23 protein-coding genes are annotated in these 25711 nt (G+C 31.6%); 12 read left to right on the plus strand and 11 right to left on the minus strand.

All coding sequences use genetic code 11. From position 1 onward, the window contains the following. Positions 1 to 39: 39 nt before the first annotated feature. The 3 genes from N508_RS09910 to N508_RS09920 all read right to left on the minus strand — a co-directional run bounded on the left by N508_RS09910 (position 40) and on the right by N508_RS09920 (position 3192). Positions 40 to 1110 carry a Fic family protein gene (locus N508_RS09910; RefSeq protein WP_040637439.1) on the minus strand — a complete coding sequence of 357 codons (1071 nt, stop codon included), beginning with the start codon at positions 1108 to 1110 and terminating at the stop codon, positions 40 to 42. A 123-nt stretch (positions 1111 to 1233) separates the two neighbouring features. Beyond that, the gene (locus tag N508_RS09915) at positions 1234 to 2172 is read right to left on the minus strand and encodes a DDE-type integrase/transposase/recombinase (RefSeq protein ID WP_023276087.1); all 939 of its coding nucleotides are present in this window, start codon (positions 2170 to 2172) and stop codon (positions 1234 to 1236) included. A 135-nt stretch (positions 2173 to 2307) separates the two neighbouring features. Next, entirely contained in the window at positions 2308 to 3192 is an 885-nt protein-coding gene (locus tag N508_RS09920; RefSeq protein ID WP_179077821.1) for an IS30 family transposase, read from the minus strand. Positions 3193 to 3539: 347 nt separating this feature from the next. On the opposite strand from N508_RS09920, the gene N508_RS09925 reads away from it, so the two are divergent. Then, complete coding sequence (locus N508_RS09925) at positions 3540 to 3929, plus strand: acyl-CoA thioesterase (protein WP_023276542.1); 390 nt, start codon at positions 3540 to 3542, stop codon at positions 3927 to 3929. Between the two features lie 8 nt (positions 3930 to 3937). Here N508_RS09925 and N508_RS09930 read toward each other — a convergent pair whose 3' ends face one another. Together N508_RS09930 and N508_RS09935 are read right to left on the minus strand one after the other, a co-directional pair. Continuing rightward, on the minus strand, positions 3938 to 5509 hold the full coding sequence (locus N508_RS09930; protein ID WP_023276543.1) for an ABC1 kinase family protein: 1572 nt from the start codon (positions 5507 to 5509) through the stop codon (positions 3938 to 3940). After that, positions 5499 to 5807, minus strand: a complete 309-nt coding sequence (locus N508_RS09935) for a phasin family protein (RefSeq protein ID WP_023276544.1) — start codon at positions 5805 to 5807, stop codon at positions 5499 to 5501. Before N508_RS09935 ends, N508_RS09930 begins: the two co-directional genes overlap by 11 nt. Positions 5808 to 6031: 224 nt before the next feature. On the opposite strand from N508_RS09935, the gene N508_RS09940 reads away from it, so the two are divergent. Further along, positions 6032 to 6538, plus strand: a complete 507-nt coding sequence (locus N508_RS09940; RefSeq protein WP_023276545.1) for a hypothetical protein — start codon at positions 6032 to 6034, stop codon at positions 6536 to 6538. Between the two features lie 28 nt (positions 6539 to 6566). Here N508_RS09940 and N508_RS09945 read toward each other — a convergent pair whose 3' ends face one another. Together N508_RS09945 and rpsT are read right to left on the minus strand one after the other, a co-directional pair. Further along, positions 6567 to 7814 (minus strand): calcium:cation antiporter family protein, encoded by a 1248-nt coding sequence (locus tag N508_RS09945; RefSeq protein ID WP_023276546.1) that lies wholly within the window; start codon positions 7812 to 7814, stop codon positions 6567 to 6569. A 244-nt stretch (positions 7815 to 8058) separates the two neighbouring features. Then, the gene (gene rpsT / locus N508_RS09950; protein ID WP_023276547.1) at positions 8059 to 8331 is read right to left on the minus strand and encodes a 30S ribosomal protein S20; all 273 of its coding nucleotides are present in this window, start codon (positions 8329 to 8331) and stop codon (positions 8059 to 8061) included. A gap of 324 nt (positions 8332 to 8655) precedes the next feature. Here rpsT and N508_RS09955 point away from each other — a divergent pair, with 324 nt between their 5' ends. Together N508_RS09955 and N508_RS09960 are read left to right on the plus strand one after the other, a co-directional pair. Next, on the plus strand, positions 8656 to 9348 hold the full coding sequence (locus N508_RS09955; protein ID WP_023276548.1) for an iron-sulfur cluster assembly scaffold protein: 693 nt from the start codon (positions 8656 to 8658) through the stop codon (positions 9346 to 9348). A gap of 17 nt (positions 9349 to 9365) precedes the next feature. Next, positions 9366 to 10364 (plus strand): GGGtGRT protein, encoded by a 999-nt coding sequence (locus tag N508_RS09960; RefSeq protein WP_023276549.1) that lies wholly within the window; start codon positions 9366 to 9368, stop codon positions 10362 to 10364. A gap of 216 nt (positions 10365 to 10580) precedes the next feature. On the opposite strand, the gene N508_RS09965 is transcribed toward N508_RS09960, so the two are convergent. Beyond that, complete coding sequence (locus N508_RS09965) at positions 10581 to 11687, minus strand: aminopeptidase (protein ID WP_023276550.1); 1107 nt, start codon at positions 11685 to 11687, stop codon at positions 10581 to 10583. A 131-nt stretch (positions 11688 to 11818) separates the two neighbouring features. Between N508_RS09965 and N508_RS09970 the strand changes: the two genes are divergently transcribed. The 3 genes from N508_RS09970 to N508_RS09980 all read left to right on the plus strand — a co-directional run bounded on the left by N508_RS09970 (position 11819) and on the right by N508_RS09980 (position 14605). After that, positions 11819 to 12757, plus strand: coding sequence for a DDE-type integrase/transposase/recombinase (locus N508_RS09970; RefSeq protein WP_023275060.1), 939 nt, complete (start codon positions 11819 to 11821; stop codon positions 12755 to 12757). A gap of 239 nt (positions 12758 to 12996) precedes the next feature. Continuing rightward, positions 12997 to 14004 (plus strand): hypothetical protein, encoded by a 1008-nt coding sequence (locus tag N508_RS09975; RefSeq protein WP_023276551.1) that lies wholly within the window; start codon positions 12997 to 12999, stop codon positions 14002 to 14004. Positions 14005 to 14014: 10 nt separating this feature from the next. Then, positions 14015 to 14605: a TetR/AcrR family transcriptional regulator gene (locus N508_RS09980; protein WP_023276552.1), complete on the plus strand. Its 591-nt coding sequence runs from the start codon at positions 14015 to 14017 to the stop codon at positions 14603 to 14605. A 414-nt stretch (positions 14606 to 15019) separates the two neighbouring features. Here N508_RS09980 and eno read toward each other — a convergent pair whose 3' ends face one another. Next, on the minus strand, positions 15020 to 16306 hold the full coding sequence (gene eno, locus N508_RS09985) for a phosphopyruvate hydratase (RefSeq protein ID WP_023276553.1): 1287 nt from the start codon (positions 16304 to 16306) through the stop codon (positions 15020 to 15022). 194 nt (positions 16307 to 16500) lie between these two features. On the opposite strand from eno, the gene N508_RS09990 reads away from it, so the two are divergent. The 3 genes from N508_RS09990 to N508_RS10000 all read left to right on the plus strand — a co-directional run bounded on the left by N508_RS09990 (position 16501) and on the right by N508_RS10000 (position 19829). Next, positions 16501 to 17811, plus strand: coding sequence for a radical SAM family protein (locus tag N508_RS09990; RefSeq protein WP_023276554.1), 1311 nt, complete (start codon positions 16501 to 16503; stop codon positions 17809 to 17811). A gap of 7 nt (positions 17812 to 17818) precedes the next feature. Further along, positions 17819 to 18496: a tRNA (5-methylaminomethyl-2-thiouridine)(34)-methyltransferase MnmD gene (locus N508_RS09995; protein ID WP_023276555.1), complete on the plus strand. Its 678-nt coding sequence runs from the start codon at positions 17819 to 17821 to the stop codon at positions 18494 to 18496. Between the two features lie 70 nt (positions 18497 to 18566). Further along, positions 18567 to 19829 carry an IS3 family transposase gene (locus N508_RS10000; protein ID WP_179077837.1) on the plus strand — a complete coding sequence of 421 codons (1263 nt, stop codon included), beginning with the start codon at positions 18567 to 18569 and terminating at the stop codon, positions 19827 to 19829. A 210-nt stretch (positions 19830 to 20039) separates the two neighbouring features. Here the strand turns inward: N508_RS10000 and N508_RS10005 are convergent, their stop codons facing one another. Together N508_RS10005 and N508_RS10010 are read right to left on the minus strand one after the other, a co-directional pair. Continuing rightward, a complete protein-coding gene (locus N508_RS10005) occupies positions 20040 to 21389 on the minus strand; it encodes an MATE family efflux transporter (RefSeq protein ID WP_023276558.1) in 1350 nt (449 codons plus the stop codon). A 4-nt stretch (positions 21390 to 21393) separates the two neighbouring features. Continuing rightward, entirely contained in the window at positions 21394 to 22734 is a 1341-nt protein-coding gene (locus tag N508_RS10010) for an MATE family efflux transporter (protein ID WP_023276559.1), read from the minus strand. 355 nt (positions 22735 to 23089) lie between these two features. Here N508_RS10010 and N508_RS10015 point away from each other — a divergent pair, with 355 nt between their 5' ends. After that, complete coding sequence (locus N508_RS10015; protein ID WP_023276560.1) at positions 23090 to 25015, plus strand: transketolase; 1926 nt, start codon at positions 23090 to 23092, stop codon at positions 25013 to 25015. Next, positions 25016 to 25702 (plus strand): TrmH family RNA methyltransferase, encoded by a 687-nt coding sequence (locus N508_RS10020; RefSeq protein ID WP_023276561.1) that lies wholly within the window; start codon positions 25016 to 25018, stop codon positions 25700 to 25702. Positions 25703 to 25711: the final 9 nt, after the last annotated feature.

The following is a 25711-nucleotide window of genomic DNA, read 5'->3' on the forward strand; positions in this document are numbered from 1 at the left end:
AAGTTTGGTGTGTAAAAATCAGCAGATTTTACCCATTACTTATGTATTAGATAATATATTAGCTAATGTTTCATTTATATAATATACATTATTGCCTAATTTATGTTTAGATAAAATATTATATTCACATAATTCGTTTAAATATTTAGCTGATGTTCTTCTAGTAATATTTAAATATTCTTCTATAAATGCAATTTTTGTATATGGCATATAAAAAAGAGCATTTATAAGTTCCTGAGAATAGTAATTGAGTTTTAATTCATCTCTTATTTTATGTTTTACTTCCATCATTGTTTTTGATATTTTCTCAACAATACTGATAGTATGGCATGAAGTTTCATAAACTGCATCAAGCATAAATAATATATATGGTTCATAATCATTTGTTTTTGTAACATAATCAATTTTACTGTAATATTCCTGCTTATTTTCTATAATATATTTACTTAAATATAAAACTGGACTGTCTAAAAGTTTTTTTAAAGTTAAGTATAGCACATTGATAATACGACCAGTTCTGCCATTACCGTCAAAAAAAGGATGAATTTTTTCAAACTGATAATGAATTATTGCCATTTTAATAAGATTATCAAGTTCTGGATATAAAGCATCATTATTAATAAAGTTTTCTAAGTCAGCAAATAATATTTCTATTTCCTGTTTTGTTTGTGGTGGTTCATAAATAACTTTACCTGTTGCAGCATTTAATATTTTAGTTCCACTTTGACTTCTAATTCCAGCATTATTTCTTTCAAGTATAGACTGAATTTCACATATTCCATTTATTGTTAAAAGCTCAGTATTTTTAATAATATCATAGCCACTGTATAGTGCTTCTACATAATTTTCTACTTCTTTTGCTGCAATATGTTGTGATTTATCAAAAATAAACTGTTTATAAAGTTCATCATGTGTTGTAATAATATTTTCAATAGCAGAGCTGTCTTTAGCTTCCTGTAAAAATATGAAGTTAATCAATATTTTTTCATTAGGAATTGTTTTCACAATACCTTTAAGCTCTGCAAGCTTTTTATTTGCAATATTAACTTTTTTTAATATGGATACTGTTTCCATATTATCTGTAATATTTATTTTATCCAAATGATACACCTTAATATAATTTTAATTATATATAAGCAATCAAAAAAATCAATAGATAATGGGTAAATTTTTTAAAATTTTTCTTAACTAACAGGACATATGTTACATTTTTAATAAAAAATAAATCTTAATTTAATATAAATCAAGCAATAATTTATTTTCAATAACAATCTCATATGGAGATTTAAAATTTAAGCATGTTTTAGCAGTATTATTATATCTATCTTCATGCTGTTTAAGAGCCTTAATTAATTCATCTTTGGAATAGAATTTATTATTTGCATATAAAATTTTTCCATCCTCTCTATGACTTCTTTCCACCTTTCCATTCTGCCAAGGTGAATAAGGTCTTATTCGTTTAATAGTATATCCTTTCTTTTCAGCTGTCTCTTCAAAATAGCTTTTCTTGTTTGTAACTTCCTTATCATTTACAAACTCATAGCCATTATCCACTTGAATTGTTTTTAGTGGAAAGCCAAATTTACTTTCCAGTTCGTCTAAAAACTTACCTGTTTCAAATGTGCTTTTTTCTTCTACTATTTCTAATATTCTCATTCTGCTGTATTCATCTATCGCTGTTATCTGATAATATTTTTTACCATAGCTGGAAAACATTATACATTCCTGTGGAACATATTTTATATCTATCTGAACCTTGTCGCCTATATACTGACCTGTTATTGGTTCATATCTTGTATAGCTCTTTTTTGACTTGTTTAATGACTTTAAGCCTTTCTTCCTTATCTGCATACACATACTGCCAAAACTACGATTATAACCAATTTCTAGAAGTCTGACATATACCTCCGCATTACCATACAAACCATGTTCGGCATATGTGTTAAATATTAAATCAAGCTCTTCTTTACTATGCTTATTTGGACTGGTTCTTGGTCTACGACTTTTAAAAGATAAACTCTGAACTGTTCCATCATATTTCTTTAAATGCCTGTATACAAACATACGGTTCACTTGATATTTGCGGGCTGCTTTCGTTGCTCCTTTTTTTAATGCATACTCACATAACCGTTGACGAAATCGCATTTCTTCTGTTATTATCACTTTATTCATTGTTATACCTCTTAGTTTAGTTTAGTTTTTTGCTTAATTTTATACTATATACTAAGAGGTATTTTGTTATACTTATTTTTGTAACATATGTCTTATACTCTTACAAATTTTTATTTTATATATTCTTTGTAAAATCTAAAAACGATTGCAACATTTTAAGCAGTTGTTTAAGTTCTCATAAAATATATCATTAGCCGATTTATAATTAAATAATTTTCTAGGATAATTATTCATCCAGTCTTGTATTTTTTTAATATAAGCAGCTGAAAAGTTTTTAATATCAGTTTTCTTTTTAATAAATTTCCTTATAAGTTTATTATTATTCTCATTACTTCCCCTCTCCCAAGAGCAATAAGGGTGAGCATAATAAATAGTTGTTCGTTTAGATACTTTATCATACACTGATTTTTCTAAACCTGCCATATCTAAAAATTCTACACCATTATCTACTGTTATGCTCTTAAATATTAAGCTGAATTTATCTTTATACTTTCTTTCTAACTTATCTAATGCTGCTATTATACTTTTCTGTGTTTTATTTCTTAATTTGATTATTATTTCAAACCGTGATACTCGTTCTGTAAGCACCAGTAAGGCTGATTTACTGCCTTGTTTGCCCACCACTGTATCCATCTCCCAATTGCCATATAGTCGCTCTTTCAGTTCAAATGGTCGTTCGTCTATACTTCTGCCGCGTGTATTATTATAGGCTGTTCGTGGATTACTTTTACATTGTTTAGTATATTTTCTATATTCTATACTTTCTAATAGTCCTAATGATATATAGTTATATATTGTTTGGGTACTTATTGTTGATATACACTGATGCCTTAACTCTCCAGATATAACATCTGGGGAATACTTCTCATCTAACTTACTCTGTATATAGTCTAATAAGCCATATTCAATGTTATATTGTAATTTCCTACCTGTTTTACTCATTAAACCTTGCCTTATATTTAGAGAATAGTATGCACTATATTCTTTCCTTACACTCAAGTCACTGTTGAGAAATTCCACTGTCCCTCGCTTTATTTCTCGGTATATCGTGCTTTTAGACCTGCATAATATCTACGCTATTTCCAACACACTAACTTTGGATTTCAACAGACCTTCTAATTTATAACACTCAAATGCATTTAAGTGTTTATTTTTACGATTTTTTGGTGTAGTATCCATTTGTGGTTGTTACCTCTCTTACTCTATTTTTTGGCTAAAAAATATTATTTTATTTAAAGAGTTTTAACAACCACTTTTTTATTTATTCACTTTTTCGCAATCGTTTTTAGATTTTACCATTTTATATATTCTTGTATCTTTATTTATAATTTGATATTATAAATAAAAATGAAAACAGGAGTAAAAATATGGCAAAAGAAATAGAAATACAAATAAGGTTTAATGATTTAGATGGCTATGGTCATGTAAATAATGCTGTTTATTTAAGCTACTGTGAAATAGCCCGCACAAATTGTTATTCAGATATATTTCATAACAGTATTGAAAATAAAATGTGGTTTATTTTAACAAGTGCAGAAGTGCATTATAAAAAGTTTTTAAAATTAGAAGATAAAGCATTTGTCAAACTTTGGCTTTCTAGTGCAAAAGGTGCATTATTTACTTTTGAATATGAAATACATAATGGAAATGGTGTCATATATGCAGCAGCAAAAACTACTCATGCAGTATATGATGCAGTAAAAAATAAGCCTGTAAGAGTCCCACAGGCTGTAATAGATGAAGTTGAGACTTTATAATAAGTATATTACTTATATTTTCCCTTGAATAGTGAAATAGTCAATAAGCCTGCTGCAATATATCCAATAGTAGTAAAAAGTGGCAGGTTAAATATTACAGGCTGAATATCTGCTATTGCAATAAGGCTTGAGCCTATTATTATGGCAGCAGTTATTAAAGCCAGTATTATTCTTTGTATCATTCTTTCTATAAATGACTGGGCATTTTCTGAAATTTGCAGTTCAGAATTAATCTTAACCTGTCCTTTGGCTATCATTTGGAGAATATCTATTGTAAACCCTGGAATTAAAGCCAGCTTTTCTAAACTTCCGCTTAATTCCATTACTGCTTTTCGCACTTTTTTAGTAAATTCGGATGCAGGATTTTTACTGTTTTTTATATGTGCTGCTGTAATATCAATAACATTAATGTCTGGGTTTAAAAAGGCAAGAACACCTTCTAATGTCATAATACCGCGTGCAAGCATTGATATAGTAGAAGGAACTTGTATATGATGAGTATGCAGTATTTCAAGCAGTTCACTTACGATACCCGCAAGGCTCATATTTCCTAAATCCATTGTGCTGTATTTACTAAGAAACAAATCAATATCAGAATAAAGCCTGACATGGTCCACATCTTTTACAGGGTTTCCAAGTGTAAGTGCAATATCTTTTATTCTGCCTGTATCATGTTTTGCAACTGATGCAATTAAATCAGCAATAAGCCCTTTGTCCCGCGGGCTTAGTTTGCCCATCATGCCTAAATCTATCCATATAATCTGACCATCTCTTATTTTAATATTGCCGGGGTGTGGGTCTGCATGGAAAAAACCATAATCAATAACCTGAGAAATATAATCTTCTGCCAGTTTTGCAGCTATTTCTTTTTTATCATAACCACCTGCTTTCATCATTTCTTCATTATCAATAAAAAAGCCATCCACATATTCCATAACAAGTATTTTTTCAGAGCTGAGCTCTGTATATACTTCTGGGCATGTGGCATATATTACATTTTTATGGTTATTATAAAAAGTAACGGCATTTTCTGCTTCTTTAAGAAAATTCATCTCCTCCTGAGCTGTTTTCCAAAGTTCATCAATTATTGTTTCAAAATCAATAATAGTGTCTTTTTTAACTTTCTGCACCATGTTGGCAACACGACGCATAAGTTTAATGTCCTGCTCCATGCGTTTGTAAATATCACGCCTTTGGATTTTTAAGACAACCTGAGTGCCACTTTTTTTTAATTTTGCTGAATGGACTTGTGCAATAGAAGCAGAGCCTAATGATTTATAGCTAAAATCATCAAAAAGCTCAGAAATATCTTTATTATATGTTTCCTGAATAATAAAGCATAAATCTTCGTCACTCATAGGCGGAACATCAGTTCTCAGCTTTTCTAATTCTTTAAGAAATGCTTGGGGCAGGGCATCTGTCTGCATAGACATTATCTGCCCCATTTTAATATAAGTTGGACCTAAATCTTCTAATATGCTGCGTAATTTTTCAGGCGTAATACCTGTAATAATATTATGTTTTCTAATAATAGAAAGTATTTCACGCAGGCGTGTCCTTTCATTATACTTACTTTTCATTTTTTTCTTTTTCTATTTCTGCTATTTTGTCTTTTAATATTTTAATATCTTCATCAGATAAGTTTTTCATATCTTTAATCTGGCTTATAAGGTCGGAATTTAATTCTTTTTCTTTTTCAATGATTTTTTCCTGCAGATTATGTTTTAATTCTTCATTTAAAGTTTTTCCCTGCTCAACAGTAAGAGCACCTCTTTCAATTAATTCATCAATTAATTTTTTAGATTTTTCGCTTGTTTTAGCAATAGCTCCAACACCAAATAAAAATGCTTTTTTCAAATCATCACTTAAATTGCTCATTTTATCCTCCTTGTATTAAAATACAGCTTTTAGGACACATTTTTATAATATATAAAAGTATTTAAGATGTGATATATCCATAAGCTATACTCTCAATTATATAATATAATAAGATAAAAGAAGATAATATATCTGTCAATCCATTTTTTATGTTGTCATTGTAACCATTTTTGTTATACTGCAACATATTATATACATACAACATATACATAATGGAGCATCCTATGATAATTGAATTAAGAAATGAAGAAACAGGAAATGTAAAAAAAATAAGTCATGGTATAAATTGGTTTTTACTGATTACTGCACCAATCTTTGGCATAACATTATTTAAGAATAAGTTAAACCGTTCTGGTTTTATAATGCTTATAACAAGTGCCTTATTTGTTTTAGGGATAATATGTTTTTCTGTATTTAGTTCATCTTATGCCAGCTTATATCCTTATGCTGGAGAGCAGGTGCAGCCAAGTGCATCTTTTGTTATGCAGATATACTATTTATTAGATATAGATTATGAAGATGTGCTGGAATTTTTTCTTGTAAGCTCTGCATGTCTTATTTTATTTATATCATGTTTCAGCTGTTTTACAGCATATAATGCTAATAAATGGATTGCAGAAAATTACAGATATGCTGGATATAAAGTTATTGCACCTAATACATTAGTTCGCAGTCTTTTGAAAAAAGACTGGGGATTAACTGATGATGACTTTATAGAAGAAAGTAAATAGTGCAGGGCGGTTTTTCCGCCCTTTATTTTTATAAACCTGTTTTATACCCTTTAATAATAGATACAAACCTTTTTGGGTGCATAACAATAAGTATAATTGTAAATACTATATATATAACACTGAAAGTTATAAGCACAGTATCATGTGGTGTTGCATTTGGAATATATGCAGGAAGCATTTTATCATAAAATGGTGATAAAAATTGCAGCATAAATAATGCAAGAAGAGCAAAAGCTTCTTTTCTACCAGCAACAAGTCCTGCGATTAATGCAATAGCAAATGCAGATTGAGCAGCAGTTAACAGCAGTTCATGCATCTGCATAGCTGCAAGCGGCATAACTGTATAGAAGAAACCAGTATTATGTGGGTGGTCTGCTGTAGAGTAAGAAATGCTGTAAACAAGTGGTATCATACCAACAAGCAGTGTCCATTGGTTTAGTTTTGAAGAAACAAGGCTTCCAAGGGCAAGTCCTGCACTTCCGCGGAGAGCAAAAGTAACAGCTACAATAAATTCTGGAGCTTCTGAAGCAATTGGAGCAAGCCACTGAACAAGTAAAAATTCATTTACACCAAGCAGTTTACCGCTTGAAACAAGGCTTTCGCTGAATAATTCTGCATCTGCAAAAATAACTACGGCAGATATTAAGAAAAGCCCCCATGTAACAATAAGTCTTTTTTGTTTTGGGAGAGCAGCGATTGTTTTTGCGGGTCCTTCTATTTCTTCATTTTCTACTGGTTTTCTAATAATAATAGTAATATACCATATAAAAATACCTATTAAAACAACAGTATCAAAAAGATTTAAAAAGCCTTTTAATGGGATAGTAATTGCATATATAGTAGCAAGCATTAAAAAAAACAGTTCTGTTTTATGAGTGGATTCCAGCACAACTTTTTTTCTGAATTTAAAAGCAAATATTAAAATAATTACAGACCAGCCTACACCAATAAGAAGCCTGTTTGCACCTGTCATATTTGCAACAGCATAGTGGACATATTCACCCTGTGGGTCCTGTCCAGCCATCCATGTAAAATACATATCAACAGCATATTCTGGCAGCACTGCAATTAAAGCGACAAGAGCAACTGCAACAGCCTGAGGAATATCAAGCTGCATGACTTCGCATGCCCATGTTAAAATAAATGATGCAGAAAATATTGCAACAGCAGTAATCAGTGTCATAACAATAGGGTGCAGTTCTATACCAATCACTCTAAGCATAAAGCCCGGAATTGTTGCTGTAACTGCAATAATAATTGGCATCCAGTTTTTCATATTTTTCTCCTTTTTATTTTTTTGCACATATAAAAAAAGACCTTCGGCATGTAAAATGCCGAAGGTCTTGCCAATGATTTTCTAAATCAATGATAAAGCCAGTGTTATAAAAATAACACGAGATTGTTGACTTTATCCAAACAAATTTGGGCTACTCCCCTTCACATAAAAAAGGACAGCATTATATAAAATTAAAATACTATAATAAAAAGTGCTGCAATTATTTATTATATATTTAATAAAACTATTTATTTACAGTTTGTGCTTTGTTAAACTTCATAGTAAGGCGTGAAACTTTACGGGAAGCTTGTTTTTTATGGATAGCACCTTTGCGTGCAGTTTTATAAATAACACTTACAGCTTGTTTTAATAATGCTTCAGTATTATCAGCACCAGTTTCTAAAGCTTTCATATATTTTTTAATATATGTTTTCATAGCTGATTTATTAGATTTGTTAATCAGTCTTCTTTTTTCTGACTGACGAATACGCTTTAAAGCTGACAAAGTATGTGCCACTCTAACACCTCAAAAATTAATAATGATTATTGTAGACTAGAAAAATAGCAATATTTAAAAACTTTGTCAAGCAAATATTATAAAAAAGTAAAGATTTTTATTATTCATTGACAACACACAATATTATGCTAAAATACTATATCATTAATAGAGCATATTTTTTTAGTTAAGAATATGGGTTGTATGAAAAATGTCTTTTTAGTTTTTTTATTTTAATTACCCAGCTTTATTTTGATGAGTATGGCATTAGTTTTGCCAGAATAAATGCTTGTATTCATAGGTTTAGAAAAAATAAATGCAATAAATTATAAGGGAGGTAGGAATATGATTTATTCTACTGAAGTAGAGCATATGTGTCCAATAGCAAAAGGTGCATATCATGGTCCTGCACCAATACCACAGGAAGGTAAATGGGTTCAGGCAAAAGAAATTAAAGATATAAGCGGGCTTACTCACGGAGTAGGCTGGTGTGCTCCACAGCAGGGAGCATGCAAATTAACATTAAATGTTAAAGACGGTATTATTGAAGAAGCACTTGTTGAAACATTAGGCTGTTCAGGTATGACACATTCTGCTGCTATGGCATCAGAAATTCTTCCGGGTAAAACAATTTTAGAAGCATTAAATACAGATTTAGTCTGTGATGCTATCAATGTTGCTATGCGTGAACTTTTCTTACAAATAGTATACGGCAGGTCTCAGACTGCATTTTCAGAAGGTGGTCTGCCAATAGGTGCCAGTTTAGAAGATTTAGGTAAAGGTTTAAGAAGTCAGGTTGGCACAATGTTTGGCACAAAAGCAAAAGGTGCCAGATATTTAGAGATGGCAGAAGGTTATATTACAAGAGTTGCAGTTGATGCGGATAATGAAATTATTGGCTATGAGTTTGTAAATCTTGGTAAAATGATGGATGCAGTCAAAAAAGGCACTCCAGCAGAAGATGCTTTAAACAAGGCAAAAGGTGTTTATGGCAGATTTAACGATGCGGCAAAATATATTGACCCGCGTCATGAATAATAATAAGGAGTGTAATTATGGCATTATTTGAAAGTTATGAAAGGCGTATAGATAAAGTTAATGCAGCTTTAAAAGAATATGGCATATCAAGCTGTGAAGAAGCTCTTAAAATATGTGAAGAAAAAGGCTTTAATCCATATAATATGGTAAAAGAAATCCAGCCTATTGCCTTTGAAAATGCTTGCTGGGCATACACTTGCGGTGCTGCTATTGCAGTTAAAAAAGGCTCAAACACAGCAGCAGAAGCGGCTGAAAATATAGGTATAGGTTTACAGGCTTTTTGTATCTCTGGCTCTGTTGCAGAAGACAGGAAAGTAGGTTTAGGGCATGGCAACCTTGGAGCTATGCTTTTAAGAGATGAAACAAAATGTTTTGCTTTTTTAGCAGGTCATGAATCATTTGCAGCAGCAGAAGGTGCAATTGGTATTGTTAAAAATGCTAATAAAGCAAGACAAACTCCATTAAGAGTTATCTTAAATGGTCTTGGCAAAGATGCAGCACAAATCATTTCCCGCATTAATGGTTTCACTTATGTTCAAACTCAGTTTGACTATTCATCTGGTGAAGTAAAAGTAGTTAAAGAAAAAGCATACTCTAATGGTGAGCGTGCAAATGTTCGCTGCTATGGTGCAGATGATGTGAGAGAAGGTGTTGCAATAATGCACTTAGAAGGTGTTGATGTATCTATTACAGGCAACTCTACAAACCCAACTCGTTTTCAGCATCCTGTTGCAGGCACATATAAAAAAGAATGCAACGAGCAGAATAAAAAATATTTCTCAGTGGCATCAGGTGGCGGCACAGGCAGAACTCTGCACCCAGATAATATGGCAGCAGGTCCTGCATCTTACGGCATGACTGATACTATGGGAAGAATGCACTCAGATGCTCAGTTTGCAGGTTCTTCATCAGTGCCGGCTCATGTTGAAATGATGGGATTTTTAGGTATGGGTAATAACCCTATGGTTGGTGCGACTGTTGCAGTAGCTGTTGCAACTGCTCAGGCTTTAAAATAAGCATATTATAAATTAATTGTAAATAAAAAACCCCGCTTTTTGTTTTACTTTAAGCGGGGTTTTATATGTAGCAAAAGTTTTTATTTATAATGTTTTAATAAGTTTGCAGGTTTAAATATTTTTTATTATTATTTTTTATATTTCATATATTAAATAATATTATATTTATTGCTTACAATTAAACTCAAAAACTTTTTAGGACACTATATTTTTATTCTATAAAATATGTTTGCCGTCTTTATATACAAGCACACCATCAGCTTCTACTGTGCCACCGTTTTTCATATCTTTTATTAAATCCCAGTGCAGAGCAGAAATATTTTTTCCGCCAACTTCCTGATAGCTTGCACCAACTGCCAAGTGCATTGATTTCCCTATTTTTTCATCAAATAATATATTTTTAGTAGGTATTTGTATGTTATCATTAAGCCCGAAAGCGATTTCACCTGCAAAGCGTGAGCCTTCATCCATATCAAGCATTTTATGTAAGAAATCCTGTCCTTTTTCAGCACGAGCTTCTACAACCTTTCCTTTTTCAAACCTTAAAAAAACATTTTTTGCTTCTACACCATTATAAGTTGTAGGTATATCAAATAAAATAGTGCCTTCTGCACTGTCTTCTACTGGGCTTGTAAATACTTCCCCGTCTGGCATATTTCTATAACCGCAGCAGTTTTCCCATTTTCTACCTGTTACATTTAATTTTAAATTAGTATCTTGTCCTTTAATATGCAGCCATTTAGTGCCATTCATCCTTTCTGCTATTGCTTCCTGCTCCGCTTCTACTTTTTTCCATGCAGCTATTGGGTCATCTTCATTTAATTTACATGCTTCATAAACAAATGCTGTATATTCATCAAGAGACATTTCAGCATCCTGAGCCATAGACTGATTAGGATATGGGCATAATGACCAGCGGAATTTGCCTTCTAATTCTCGTTTATTCATAATTTCTCTGACTGGAAGAGCAGTTTTACGCATTAATGCTATTTTGCTGTGGTCTGCATTAGTAAGAGATTTTGTATTGATAGTAGAATCAATATAAATATAAGCTGTCATAATTTCAGCCTGTTTTATATCAAATTCAGGCAGATAAGTAAGCTGTTCATAGCTTGCATATTTTGCCATATATTCTTGACTTTCAGGTATAAAAAGCCTTAAAAATGGATATGCACCAAGTTTTATAATTTCTTTATACATAGCTTTTATAAGTGGTTCTGCTGATGTTTCTGCTTTTATTTGCACCACATCCCCTTTTTTTAATTTAAGAGAATGGTGGGTAATAAGTTGTGCTAATTTCTCTTCATAAGATATATACTGCATAAAATCTCCTTAGTGTGTTTTAATTTTGTAAGATTATGAGACATATGTTACAAAAATAAGTATAAAAAAATACCTCTTAGTATATAGTATAAAATTAAGCAAAAAACTAAACTAAACTAAGAGGTATCACAATGAATAAAGTGATAATAACAGAAGAAATGCGATTTCGTCAACGGTTATGTGAGTATGCATTAAAAAAAGGAGCAACGAAAGCAGCCCGCAAATATCAAGTGAACCGTATGTTTGTATACAGGCATTTAAAGAAATATGATGGAACAGTTCAGAGTTTATCTTTTAAAAGTCGTAGACCAAGAACCAGTCCAAATAAGCATAGTAAAGAAGAGCTTGATTTAATATTTAACACATATGCCGAGCATGGTTTGTATGGTAATGCGGAGGTATATGTCAGACTTCTAGAAATTGGTTATAATCGTAGTTTTGGCAGTATGTGTATGCAGATAAGGAAGAAAGGCTTAAAGTCATTAAACAAGTCAAAAAAGAGCTATACAAGATATGAACCAATAACAGGTCAGTATATAGGCGACAAGGTTCAGATAGATATAAAATATGTTCCACAGGAATGTATAATGTTTTCCAGCTATGGTAAAAAATATTATCAGATAACAGCGATAGATGAATACAGCAGAATGAGAGTATTAGAAATAGTAGAAGAAAAAAGCACATTTGAAACAGGTAAGTTTTTAGACGAACTGGAAAGTAAATTTGGCTTTCCACTAAAAACAATTCAAGTGGATAATGGCTATGAGTTTGTAAATGATAAGGAAGTTACAAACAAGAAAAGCTATTTTGAAGAGACAGCTGAAAAGAAAGGATATACTATTAAACGAATAAGACCTTATTCACCTTGGCAGAATGGAAAGGTGGAAAGAAGTCATAGAGAGGATGGAAAAATTTTATATGCAAATAATAAATTCTATTCCAAAGATGAATTAATTAAGGCTCTTAAACAGCATGAAGATAGATATAATAATACTGCTAAAACATGCTTAAATTTTAAATCTCCATATGAGATTGTTATTGAAAATAAATTATTGCTTGATTTATATTAAGTTAAGATTTATTTTTTACTAAAAGTGTAACATTTGTCCTGTTAGTTAAGAAAATCTCCTTAGTGTGTTTTAATTTTCTATTGAAAATATATAAATAATCATATATCTTAAATATACAGTTAAGTCTGTTATGTAAAATTGTCAATATTTTTATAAAAATAATCTATTCTTTTTTACATTTTTAGTATGTTTATTTTGAATATATGTATTATTTTTATAAATATTTTATGAGTATAGTTATGAAGAAATATTTGATGATTATTTTAATCTTTTCAGTATCTTTCCAGTTATATGGTCAGTCAAGTAATTTTTTTGGCAATATACATGTTATCACTCCAAAAGATTATTTTAATGCAGACAATACATCATATTATTTTGGATATGATGGCATAAAAACAATAAAAATAGATAACAGTTCGTTAATTATGAATGAGCTGGCAGTTTTTTCTAATCATGGTTATGGTCATATATCTTTCAGCAGTTTTTTAACAGGTGTTTCTGAGGCTTTATATGCAGATGACGGCTCATTAGTAATTTATAGAACAAATAATGATTTCAGCTGTCAAAATGATACAGACAGCAACTGTTTATATTCACCTGTATATATAAGAAAGATTAATAAAAAGAGTTTAACAGGCAATATGTCCTTATATAGAATAGATAATACTATTCCACTGGAAGAAAAAGATATTATTAATTTTCCAGCAGGCTCAGAACTTTATTCTATTGTGGTAGAAGTCCCGGGTTATGATTTAAGCACATTTCTAGATATGACAAGCCTTGTATGCTCTAAAAATGAAGATAATCTATGCAGAGGTGTTATAAATAATGGTGTTATAGATAAAGCAGCATTATTTGAGCTTTCAAATATAAAAGAAAAAGATAAAGAGTTTTTATTTTCAGATACAGGTGATGGTTTAGTGTATAACTTTGATTTAATAGATAATAAGGTTATCCCATACAATAAAGAGTGTGTTCAGTCTGCGGTTGCTTTTGATGATTTGCAGGGCTGTATAGAGAGCAGTATGCCAAAAGGCACAATAACACAGAACAGACATCCATCAGGCATTATTTACTGGGAGATTGATTATAAAAATCCTGCTGTGGATAATGTATTTTTTTGGGTAAATAACAGGGGAGAGCCATTTAAAGCTTATACTAACAGCAGGCTGGTTTATAATTTTAGTTTATTTAATAAAAATGCTGCTGATGTTATAAGCAGGGTATTCATTGGTAAATTTGAATAGTGGAGGTTTTATGAGGGAAAGGCATAGGTCGCAGGAAACAAAGGAAAGGTTTAAAAAAGCATTTTTTGCTTTATATGCAGAAAAAAAAATTGAAAAAATTACAATTAAAGAGGTGGCAGATTTAGCAGGTTTTAATCGCGGCACTTTTTATTTATATTATAAAAGTATATATGATTTACTGCAAAAATCAGAGCAGGAGCTTCTTGATGATTTTGCTAAAATGATAGATTTTAATGTTCAGTTTTATTTTGGTTTGATAGATGCACCAGATGAATCAATGCAGCCAAATTCTTTAGAGCATACTGAATATATCCGCATATTAAATGGTGAAAATGGTGACCCTCGTTTTAAATCCCGTATGAAAAATATTATAAAAGATGCTTATAGAAAACATATAAGTCAGGATAATTCTGTCAGGGTAAGTAAATTTGAATATCTGCTTGAATATGTTGTAGAAGCAAATATGTCTATTTTTCAATACTGGTTTATGAATAGAGATAAAGATTTTCCAAGAATTTCATTGAAAGATGTTAGTGAGATTATTCAGTATGTAGACCAGAATGGTTTTAAAAAAGCCTTTGAAACATTTGCAGATAAGTAATTGAATATATTTTATATTATACAGCTTTCACATTATAAGTCATTTTGAGCCTGATTTGTAAAGGCGAAAAAACTAATATTTTATATATTGCAGTAATGTATAATATATTTAAAACTATCTAGCTTTTTAGATACCTCGCCTTTTGGCTCAGTAAGACATAACGATACAGCTCTATTATATAATTATGTTTGGATAAATCTAAATATATAAGTTGCTATACTAATTCACACACATTGTCATTCTGAGCATAGCGAAGAATCTATATATATTAATTTCAATAATTATAAATACTATTTCTAAAACTGTTGCAGTTCTTATATTCTAGATACTTTGCCTTTCAGGCTCAGTAAGACATCTGCATTATATGAAATTTTAAAATTAAAGAGGTTTGTTTTACCAAACCTCTTATTTATATTATCTTAAATTATAAAAAGCTGCTTTTCCAAGATAATCAGAAGAATCAAGTAAATCTTCTTCAATTCTTAAAAGCTGGTTATATTTGGCTACTCTGTCAGTTCTTGATGGAGCACCTGTTTTAATCTGTCCTGCATTAGTTGCAACTGCTAAATCAGCAATGGTGGTATCTTCTGTTTCGCCAGACCTGTGTGATATGATTGCAGTATATCCTGCTCTTTTTGCAGTTTCTACTGCATCTAAAGTTTCAGTAATTGTGCCTATCTGGTTTACTTTAACAAGTATTGCATTACCAACTTTTTGTTCAATACCCTGCACTAATCTGCGTGTATTTGTAACGAATAAATCATCACCTACAAGCTGCACTTTTTTACCAAGTGCATCTGTTAGTTTTTTCCAGCCATTCCAGTCTTCTTCATCAAGTCCGTCTTCAATAGATATGATAGGGTATTTGCTTGTAAGATAAGTGTAGTATTCTATCATTTCTTCGGCTGATTTTTTAGGAGAGCTTTCAGCATTTAAGTAGTAAAATCCGTCTTTATAAAGTTCGCTGGAAGCAACATCAAGTGCAATCATAATATCATCGCCAGGTTTATATCCAGCAGTTTCAATAGCTTTTATGATAACTTCAAGAGCTTCTTCGTTTGATTTAAGGTTAGGAGCAAATCCACCTTCATCACCAACAGCAGTATTTAACCCTTTATCATGAAGCACTTTTTTAAGAGCATGGAAAGTTTCAGCCCCCATTCTTAGTGCTTCTTTGAAAGAGCCTGCACCAGCTGGCATAACCATAAATTCTTGAATATCTACATTATTATCTGCATGTTGTCCGCCGTTTAAAATATTCATCATAGGCACAGGTAAAGTATGAGCAAATACGCCGCCTAAATAGCGGTATAATGGAAGCCCGCATGATTCCGCTGCAGCTTTTGCACAAGCCATAGAAACGCCTAATATTGCATTTGCACCAAGTTTTGATTTATTATCAGTGCCGTCAATCTGTAAAAGCACTTCATCAATAAGTTTTTGTTCACAGACATCTATACCTTCTAATTCCTGACAGATGATTTCATTAACATTTTTAACTGCTGTCATTACACCTTTACCAAGATAGCGTGATTTATCACCATCTCTAAGTTCTACTGCTTCAAATTTACCAGTAGAAGCACCAGATGGCACAGCAGCTCTGCCAACAACACCACTGCTTGTAGTAACTTCTACTTCAACAGTTGGATTGCCTCGTGAATCAATAATTTCTCTTGCAAATACATCAATAATATCAGTCATTATGAACCTCCATTCATTAAATTAATGTATTTTATTATTTTTTTAAATAAAGTTCAATATATTTTACTTCATTTTTATGTTTAAAAAAAATAGTTTTTTTGTTATATATAAAACTAGATATAGTTCTAAATAACAGGCTGTAGTTGAAACTGTAAGCTTTTTGGATACTATCAAAAATTGAAGAGGTAATCGTTTTGTATAAAATACCAAATCTAGTGTATGCTAATGAAAAAGGGGAGATATTTGACCATCCAGAATTAAAAATGGCAGTTCGCAGCGGTCCTTATGATTTTATTCCTTATGAAACGGAGCTTATAAGACTTCCAAAATCATCAAGGCTTTATTTTATGCCACATACTCATCCTGTAGCTTATGATGAGAATAAGGCGAATATGATAGAGTTTAAAGAGGGCTTTGCAGTCAGTGTGTTTTTATCCCCTGGATTTTTAAGGCTTTTTTTACCGGCTTACAGAAAAACAAAAGATTACACTATGCCATTATTTGCATATACTGCGGTAGGTTATCTTGATGGCCACTTTGTAGTGCTTGCAATACAGGTGGATAATATATCAAAATGGGACCCTGCAAATTATGATTTTTCCTGTAATTTTGATAAACAGGTTGATGAATTTATAAAAAATGCCCCAGAAAACAGACTTTATAACCAGCTTAGGAAATGTGCAACAGAATATCACTGCACAGCAGCAAAAAATGTATTTTATCCACGATGGGAGTGCCCTATTCCAACAAGCCCAGCATGCAATAGTGCATGTGTAGGCTGTATTTCATTACAGGCTTCAGAATGCTGCCCGTCGCCGCAGGATAGAATATCTTTTGCCCCAACTGCTGAAGAAATTGCAGAAGTAGCAATACGCCATGGTGAAAGGGCGAAAGACCCGCTTGTAAGTTTTGGACAGGGTTGTGAAGGAGACCCATGCCTTGCAGCAGATAATATTGCAAAGGCAGTTAAAATTATTAAAAGAGAAAATCCAAACCTGACAGTTAATTTTAATTCTAACTGCTCCATACCTGATAATGTGGCAAAGGTTTTAGATGCTGGTGTAGACAGTGTAAGGGTCAGCTTAAATTCTGTAATAGAAAGCACATATAATGCTTATTACCGCCCACGCACATACAAATTTCAAGATGTAGTAAAAAGTGTAGAATTAATTAAGCAGGCACAAGTATTTTTACAGCTTAATTTATTGACATTTCCGGGAGTAAATGACAGAGCATCAGAAACATCTGCACTGCTTGATTTTGTGGAAGAATATAAAGTTGATTTAATACAGATGCGTAATTTAAATATTGATGCAGAGCTTTTACTTTCAAGTCTGCAGTTAAAGCCAGATGAAATACACGGCATAAAAAATATGATGAAACTGATTAAAAAAAGGCATCCAGAAATACAGTTTGGTTATTTTAACAGAATGAAGAAAGATTTTCATGCACACTCAGGTTTTCCTGATTTAAGACAGCCTAAAAAGGGGAAAAGCCATATTTAATAGAAATATGCCTGCCTGTATATATGGCAATAAAAAAATAATAAATACTCGTGACGGTTCATATACATTTTACAGTATGGAGTATAATGAATCCTACAAAACAAAATCAGTAGGGGCATATACTGAAAGTCTGCATAAATTTGTAAACGGCACAAATATAATAGAAAGAGCCAGAGAAAAAAATATCAGGCTTTTAGATATATGTTTTGGTATAGGGCTTAATTTAGCAGTAACATTTGATGAGGCATTAAAAAACGGTATTACAAACAGGATACATGCTCTTTCTGTGGAAAAAGATGCATCTCTTATAAGTATAGTGAAAAATACCCATATTTTAATGCCTGTAAATGGTTATAAAGTAGTCCGAAGTCTTTTAGATAATAATTATGTAGATAATTTTTCAATGGAAATATATATTCAAGATGCTGTAAATTTTATTTATTCACTAAACCATAAGTTTGATGTTATATATTTTGACCCATTTTCTAAAAAGCATAATAGTGAAATGTGGAGCGATGATATGTTCTGCAAGCTGTATTCGCTTTTAGAAACAGGTGGAGTATTAACAACTTATGCTTCTGGCAAAGGTATAAAAGAAAGCCTTGTAAATGCAGGATTTTCCATATCAAGTTTAGTTTCATTAGGCACAAGATACCAGCCTGCAACAAAAGCTGTGAAATATTGATATTATATATGCTAGATTTAGCCAAATGAACTTATCCAATAAAGTTGTACTAGCCATACAAGGAGTGTATATGGCAAGAAAATACAGTTATGAGTTTAAGAAATATCTAGTAACAGTCCTAGAAAATGGAATAATGAGTGTCAGTGAATTATCAAGATGCTGTAAAATCCATAAAGGAGTAATATGTAATATCTATAACAGATATAAGCATTCAGGCGAATCAAGGTTACATCATATCTTTACCCGCAATGAATATAGTAGAGCTTTTAAATTAAATGTGTTAACTTATAAGGCATCAAATAATTTAAGTTATGAGCAGACAGCACTACATTTTAATATACCATCAGCATCAGTAATATATGATTGGCATAATTTCTGCTGTAATTATAATGGAGATAATATGTCATATAAGAGCCCGAATAATAAACATCTTCACTTTGTAAAAGATATTAATAATCAAGCAGAAGTGTGTGAAGAATACAAATCAATGAAAGCAAGAATAGCAGAGCTTGAAAAAGAGCTGTATTACAGTTTGGATATCCTGTTGTCTGTGAGTAATATGAAAAGAAGCACTTACTATTATAATGTTAAAAAGCCTGCTGCATTAGATAAATATGCAGAAGTCAAGGCATCTATATTAGAGATATATGAAAAACCTAACAAGACTTATGGTTATCCAAGAATAACAAAGGTATTAGAGAAACTGGGTTATACTTATGACAGGAAGACAGTGTATAAATTGATGAAAGAACTAAAAATTTCATCACTAATCAGGGTTAAGAAAAGGTATAAACAAGGCAGAGTAAGTCATATATGCAGCAATAAATTAAACAGAGCCTTTACAAGTGAGAGACCATGTTTAAAATGGGTAACAGATGTGGCAGAGATAAAAATTAATAATGAAAAGGTGTATTTATCAGCAATAATGGATTTGTATAACAGAGAAATAACAGCATACAGTGTAAGCAAATATAATAATGAAGATATGGTAATTGATAGTTTAAAGCAGGCAATAGATAAAACAAAAGATACAACAGGGTTAATGATACATTCAGACCAGGGCATATTATATCAGGCTAATGAGTTTAGAAATTTATTAAAGTCCTATAATATAGAGCGGAGTATGTCAAGGCGTGGCAACTGCTATGATAATGCTGTTATGGAAAGTTTCTTTGCTGTATTAAAATGTGAATTTGTTTACATTAACAAGTTCAAAAATATAGAACAGTTTAAATATGAACTTGAAAAATATATTGATTTCTATAATAATTACAGAATCAAAGCTAATGGACTTACACCTTTACAGGAAAAAGAAATTTATTTAGTGGCTTAGTACAAAATTTTTGGATAAGTTCAAGAGTTCCCACATTGCAGTCATTTTGAGCTTGATTTTTTAAAGGCGAAAAATCTAAATTATATATGACAGTGAATCAGGCTAAGGATGAGCTAATTTAGCTTAAATTCTCTTGCTGTATTCATTGATTATATACAGTTTTCATATTACATTATACCTGCCTAAAAAATAAGCTGTCCCAGTAATCATTTATCTTCCCATTACCTGTTTTATAACCAAAGTATTTCGCCATAGAATAAAGCCCAATATAGTAGTTACTGCTTCAGCCAGCGGAACTGCTGCATAAATACCTTTTTCCCCTAAAAATAAAGGCATAATTAATATAAATGCAACAGGAAGCATCAGCCCCCTTGATACTGCTACTGCAACAGAGTGAAGTGGTTTTTGGAAGGCTGTAAAAGATGAGCTGAATATTATATTTAATCCAATAAATAAAAAGGCATATTTTACATAGTCTGCAAAAATAAGTGCAGTATCAAAGGCATCTTTATCTGAAACAGGGTTTAAAAATGTTGCTATTATTTTTTCAGGTATGAATGTAAATAATGCAAATACAAATAAGCCAATAAATATTACAGAAATTCGTGAAAGAGATATTATTTTTTGTATTCTTGTATATTTTAAAGCACCAAAGTTAATAGATATTAATGGCACAAGGGAATCGCCTACTGCATAGCAGAGCATATTTGCAGCCCATAGAGCATAGTTTATAACAGTAAATGCTTCTACACCATAAGTGCCAAGTCTTTGCACCATTATATTATTAAATAAATAAGCAACAACAGCAACAGAAGCTTCACTTAAAAGTTCAGAAGAGCCGTTATAAGATGCATATATTATTTCTTTCCATTTTCCTATTCTGCATGTTAAATACAGCCTGCCTTTTTTAAAGAAAAAGTGTAATAATATTAAAAATGTAGAAGCCATAAATGACAAGCCTGTGCCAAGTGCTGCTCCAGATATTCCCATATTCATATGGACTATAAAAATATAATCAAGTATAAAGTTTAATACTGCACCAAATAATACAGCAGTAGAAGCAAGATATGGATTTCCGTCAGTTCTTATCATTACAGATAGGCAATATTCTAAAGACTGAAATAAGAAGAAAATAGATACCATTTTAAGATATGGCACAGCATATACCATAATCTCATCATTAGCACCTAAAAGTCTTGAAACATTTTCACTAAATATAAAACAATAAGCAGTAAAAAATAATGACATTACAGTTATAGTGATTATAACTTTTGTAAAGACAGCTGCTGCTTTATATTCTTTTCTTTCTCCAAGATATTTGCCTATAAGCACTGCTACTCCAATAGTCAGCATAATGGATATACCAAAAACTACTGTTATAAGCGGTATTATAATATTGACAGCAGCAAGGGCCACACTGCTTACATATCTGCTTACAAAATATCCGTCCACCAGTGAAACAGAGCTCATGGCAATAAGCCCTATCATATTTGGAAAAGTAAATTTAAAATAAGTTTTATATATACTGCCAGAAACTATTTCTAATTCATCATATTTCATAATATTATCTTTTTAATAAAAATTTTCTGCTAAGCATAAACAATGTTAAAGCAGCAGCAAAAGTTAATAATTCACTTACTGGAATAACTGTGTAGATACCTGTTTTGCCAAAATATAAAGGCAGTATTAAAAGCATGGAGCATGGCAGTATCAGCGACCTTAATGTAGCAATTATGGCAGATTCTTTTGGTCGCAGCATTGCAGTAAAGTATGATGAAAACACCATATTTACTCCGCTTAGAAAAAATGCCCATTTAATTATACTCATAAACTCAACAGCCATATTAAAAGCAGCAGATGAAGTATTTTTAATAAATAAAGCAGTAAGAGTGTCTCCAAAAAAACTGATTAAGAAAAATATAAATATTCCATTAGATATTGTAAATATCAGCCCTGTTATTAAGAAGTTTTTAATACGGTTAAATTTACCAGCACCGTAGTTTGTGGAAATAAGTGGGTTAAGAGAGTCTGCTGCTGCATAGTTTACCATATTTCCAAGCCATAAAATATAATTAATAGCAGTAAATGCTGCAACACCTTCTTCTTTTGCATATTTCATCATTATAATATTAAATAAAGCCATAGTAACCCCAACAGATATTTCATTCAAAAATTCTGATAATCCATTAAAGCTTGATTTTAATATTTCAGAGAAATTATTTAGTTTTAATGATATTCTTAACACACCTTTTTTCATTGCAAAATGTATGAAAAGAATGATAAAACCTGCTAAAAATGATATACCTGTTGCATAAGCTGCCCCTGCTACTCCCATATTAAAAACTGCAATAAATAATGCATCTAATACTATATTAATTACTGCTCCAGTAATGAGAGCAAAAGATGCGGTATATGGGAAACCATCCACCCTTGCAAAAACTGATAAACCATAGCCTATTGTAGTAAACATTACAAAGGGGATTACTATTTTGATATATAAAACACTAATAGGTGTTGTTTTATCACTGCCGCCAATTAAATATATTATTTCTTCTGTAAATATAAGAATAATAATAGAGATTATAATAGTAATAACGGCAACTGTAATAATAGATTTTGTAAATATCTGGCATGCTTTTTCAGTATTTTTTTCACCAAGATATTTGCCTGTTGAAACAGCACCACCTACCATTACCATCATGGCAAGACCCCATATAAAGCTGAATACAGGATATGAAATATTAACTGCTGCAAGAGATAACTCCCCAGCATAATTTCCAATAAATATACCATCAACAATACCTGCTGATGACATAAGTATAAAACTTAATATATTTGGCAGGGCAAATTTATAAAACAGCCCTGTTTCATTTAAAGATGTAATATCTGACTGATTAATGTTCATAAAATAATCCTAAAATAACAGCATAAAATACATAAATGCATATTTTACTGCAAAAATATTTAAAAATTTGAAAAATTATAAAAAAATATGTGCTGAAAATAATATTCAGATACAAAGTGGTGGTTTAATGAAAAACCTGTCAAAAGAGAGTTTGTTAGAAAATGCATATTGCGGATATAAGTTCATATTCTAATCCCAGTCTTTAAGCATAACACATTTGTAACATGATGTCAAAGGAAAAAATAAATTGAAAAAATCTATCTTTATTTGTTGACATATAAGTAATATACCGCTATCTTCTATTTCAAGTAGTTATGTTTTAAGTAACTGTATTATAGTATGAAGGGTTAAGATTATGGACTTTCAAAGTTTTTCAGATAAAATAGCAGGTCTTGATTACAGCAGGTTAGAGCAGGAAGCTCTCTTATGCAGAGGCGATATTCTTACAATGACAACACTTGCTGCAAGCGGTCATCCTGGCGGCTCTATGTCAACTATTGATGTTCTTTTAACAGTTTACAATATTGCAAATGTTAACCGTAATAATCTTCATGATTTAAACAGGGACAGAATTTTTGTTTCTCATGGTCATATTTCTCCTGCTGTTTATTCATGTCTTGCTAAAAAAGGTATTTTACCGCAGGATGAGTATATTGCATATTTTAGAAAAGCAGGCAGTATGTATGAAGGTCATATTGAACGCTCTATTCCCGGTGTTGAATGGACAACAGGTAATCTTGGGCAGGGGCTTTCTGCTGCATGCGGAGCTGCTGTTGCTGGCAAAGTTAATGGCAATGAGTTTGATATTTATGTCTTTATGGGTGATGGAGAGCATGAAAAAGGTCAGATTACAGAAGCAAGACGATTTGCAGTTAAATATAACCTTTCAAATATTACAGTAATTGTTGATTATAATGCATTGCAGATTTCTGGAGATATTTCTAATGTAATGCCTTCTATGAATATTGCAGAAAGCTATAAATCTGATGGATGGGAAGTTCTGCATATAGACGGTCATAATTTTAAAGAAATAGCTGGTGCTTTATTAAAAGCAAAATCATGCAGCAGACCAGTATGTATAATTGCAGAAACTTCTATGGGAAGCGGTGTATCATTTATGGAGCATAAAGCATGTTTTCATGGTGCTCCACTTTCAGAAGAGCAGTATTATGAAGCTGTGAAAGAGCTGAAATTAGAGCCATCGCTTGAAAAATATAAAGAAATGCGTAAAGGCTTTATGTGGGCAGCTCCACATATAAAAGCAGAAAATCCTAAAATAAATATTAATCAAGGCAGCCGCATTATATATAATGCTGATGTTAAAACTGATAACAGAAGTGCATTTGGTGCTGCTTTATTAGACCTTGTAAAAATAAATAAGCCGAAAGAATATACAGATGTGGTTGTTTTTGACTGTGATTTAGCAGGCTCAGTAAAAACAAATGGTGTTGAAAAAAATTATCCTGAAAATTTCTTTCAGTGTGGTATATCTGAGCATCATACAGCAGTATGTGCCGGTGCGGCATCAGTTAATGGAGTTATCAGCTTTTTTGCAGATTTTGGCATGTTTGGTGTTGATGAAGTTTATAACCAGCAGCGTTTAAATGAAATTAACTCTGCTAATATAAAATTAGTTACTACCCATGTAGGAATAGATGTTGGCGAAGACGGCAAAACTCACATGTGTATTGATTATATAGGGCTTTTAAGAAACATATTTGATTTTAAAATCATTGTTCCTGCTGACCCTAATCAGGTTGATATAGTTATTAGACATGCAGCAAAAGAACAGGGCAATTTTCATATAGCTATGGGCAGGTCAAAAGTGCCTGTAATTACAAAAGAAGATGGCTCAGTATTTTTTGACGAAAATTATGAATATATTTATGGTGCAATTGATATTATAAGACAGGGCTCAGATGGTGCTGTATTAGCTTATGGCTCTACATTATATAGAGCAGTGCAGGTGCATGATATATTAAAATCAAAAGGCTTAAATTTTTCAGTGATTAATGTGTCTTGTCCTGCATATATCAATGATGAAGCATTTAATAAAATAGCAGGATATAAAAAAATATTCACTTATGAAGACCATATTTCATCAACTGGTTTATACTGCACAATAGCTAATATGGCTTTAAGCAGGAAGAAATTTATTGATGCCACATGTTTTGGAGTTAATGAGTTTCCAATGTCTGGTCAATCTGATGAAGTATATGATATGCTTTCATTAAGCCCTGAAAAAGTGGCAGAAAAAATTATTAAAGAAATGGGTGCATAATTGATAATTTCAGGAAGAAACCCTGTAATAGAAGCTAAAAAAAGCGGTAAAGCTAAAAAGATAATTGTCAGACAGGGGGCAAGTATCCATTTTGATAATATAAACATACCTTTTGAAGTGCTGGGAAGAAGAGCTTTTGAAGAAAAATATGGCACAGAAACTCAAGGGGTAGTATGTGTTGTAGATGATTTTGAATATACAGAGTTAAAAGATATTCTTAAAAAATCATCACGGATAGAAGGTGTTGTTTTTTTAGATAAAATACAAGACCCACATAATTTTGGTGCAGTAATAAGAGCATGTCACTGCTTTGGCATAAGGTATATTATTGTTCCACGACATGACCAAGCCAAAGTGAGCCCTGCTGTATATAAAGCCAGTGCAGGTTCGTTATTTTATACAGAAATATGCGAAGTGGTTAATCTGGGACAGGCAATAGATGAATTTAAAAGCAAAGGTTTTGCTATTGCTGCAGCAGATATTTATGGTGATATTAATTTAAAATCAACATCAAGTATCGTAAAATATCCACTTGGTGTTATTATAGGCTCAGAGGGCAGGGGTATTAGAGAAAGTATTTTAGAAAGAGCTGACTATAAACTTAAAATCAGTATGGCTTCTGATATAGATTCTCTTAATGCATCAATGAGCTGTGCGGTTATACTTTATCAGCTTTTCAGCAGGTAGAGTATTTAT

This window comes from Mucispirillum schaedleri ASF457 (assembly GCF_000487995.2).
GTDB classification, from domain to species: domain Bacteria; phylum Chrysiogenota; class Deferribacteres; order Deferribacterales; family Mucispirillaceae; genus Mucispirillum; species Mucispirillum schaedleri.

Excerpts from the sequence above, each read along its gene's own strand:
- N508_RS09915 (WP_023276087.1), bottom strand. The coding sequence starts at position 2,172 with ATGAATAAAGTGATAATAACAGAAGAAATGCGATTTCGTCAACGGTTA.
- N508_RS09925 (WP_023276542.1), top strand. The coding sequence starts at position 3,540 with ATGGCAAAAGAAATAGAAATACAAATAAGGTTTAATGATTTAGATGGC.
- N508_RS09930 (WP_023276543.1), bottom strand. The coding sequence starts at position 5,509 with ATGAAAAGTAAGTATAATGAAAGGACACGCCTGCGTGAAATACTTTCT.
- N508_RS09935 (WP_023276544.1), bottom strand. The coding sequence starts at position 5,807 with ATGAGCAATTTAAGTGATGATTTGAAAAAAGCATTTTTATTTGGTGTT.
- N508_RS09940 (WP_023276545.1), top strand. The coding sequence starts at position 6,032 with ATGATAATTGAATTAAGAAATGAAGAAACAGGAAATGTAAAAAAAATA.
- N508_RS09945 (WP_023276546.1), bottom strand. The coding sequence starts at position 7,814 with ATGAAAAACTGGATGCCAATTATTATTGCAGTTACAGCAACAATTCCG.
- N508_RS09955 (WP_023276548.1), top strand. The coding sequence starts at position 8,656 with ATGATTTATTCTACTGAAGTAGAGCATATGTGTCCAATAGCAAAAGGT.
- N508_RS09960 (WP_023276549.1), top strand. The coding sequence starts at position 9,366 with ATGGCATTATTTGAAAGTTATGAAAGGCGTATAGATAAAGTTAATGCA.
- N508_RS09965 (WP_023276550.1), bottom strand. The coding sequence starts at position 11,687 with ATGCAGTATATATCTTATGAAGAGAAATTAGCACAACTTATTACCCAC.
- N508_RS09970 (WP_023275060.1), top strand. The coding sequence starts at position 11,819 with ATGAATAAAGTGATAATAACAGAAGAAATGCGATTTCGTCAACGGTTA.
- N508_RS09975 (WP_023276551.1), top strand. The coding sequence starts at position 12,997 with ATGAAGAAATATTTGATGATTATTTTAATCTTTTCAGTATCTTTCCAG.
- N508_RS09980 (WP_023276552.1), top strand. The coding sequence starts at position 14,015 with ATGAGGGAAAGGCATAGGTCGCAGGAAACAAAGGAAAGGTTTAAAAAA.
- eno (WP_023276553.1), bottom strand. The coding sequence starts at position 16,306 with ATGACTGATATTATTGATGTATTTGCAAGAGAAATTATTGATTCACGA.
- N508_RS09995 (WP_023276555.1), top strand. The coding sequence starts at position 17,819 with ATGCCTGCCTGTATATATGGCAATAAAAAAATAATAAATACTCGTGAC.
- N508_RS10000 (WP_179077837.1), top strand. The coding sequence starts at position 18,567 with ATGGCAAGAAAATACAGTTATGAGTTTAAGAAATATCTAGTAACAGTC.
- N508_RS10005 (WP_023276558.1), bottom strand. The coding sequence starts at position 21,389 with ATGAAATATGATGAATTAGAAATAGTTTCTGGCAGTATATATAAAACT.
- N508_RS10010 (WP_023276559.1), bottom strand. The coding sequence starts at position 22,734 with ATGAACATTAATCAGTCAGATATTACATCTTTAAATGAAACAGGGCTG.
- N508_RS10015 (WP_023276560.1), top strand. The coding sequence starts at position 23,090 with ATGGACTTTCAAAGTTTTTCAGATAAAATAGCAGGTCTTGATTACAGC.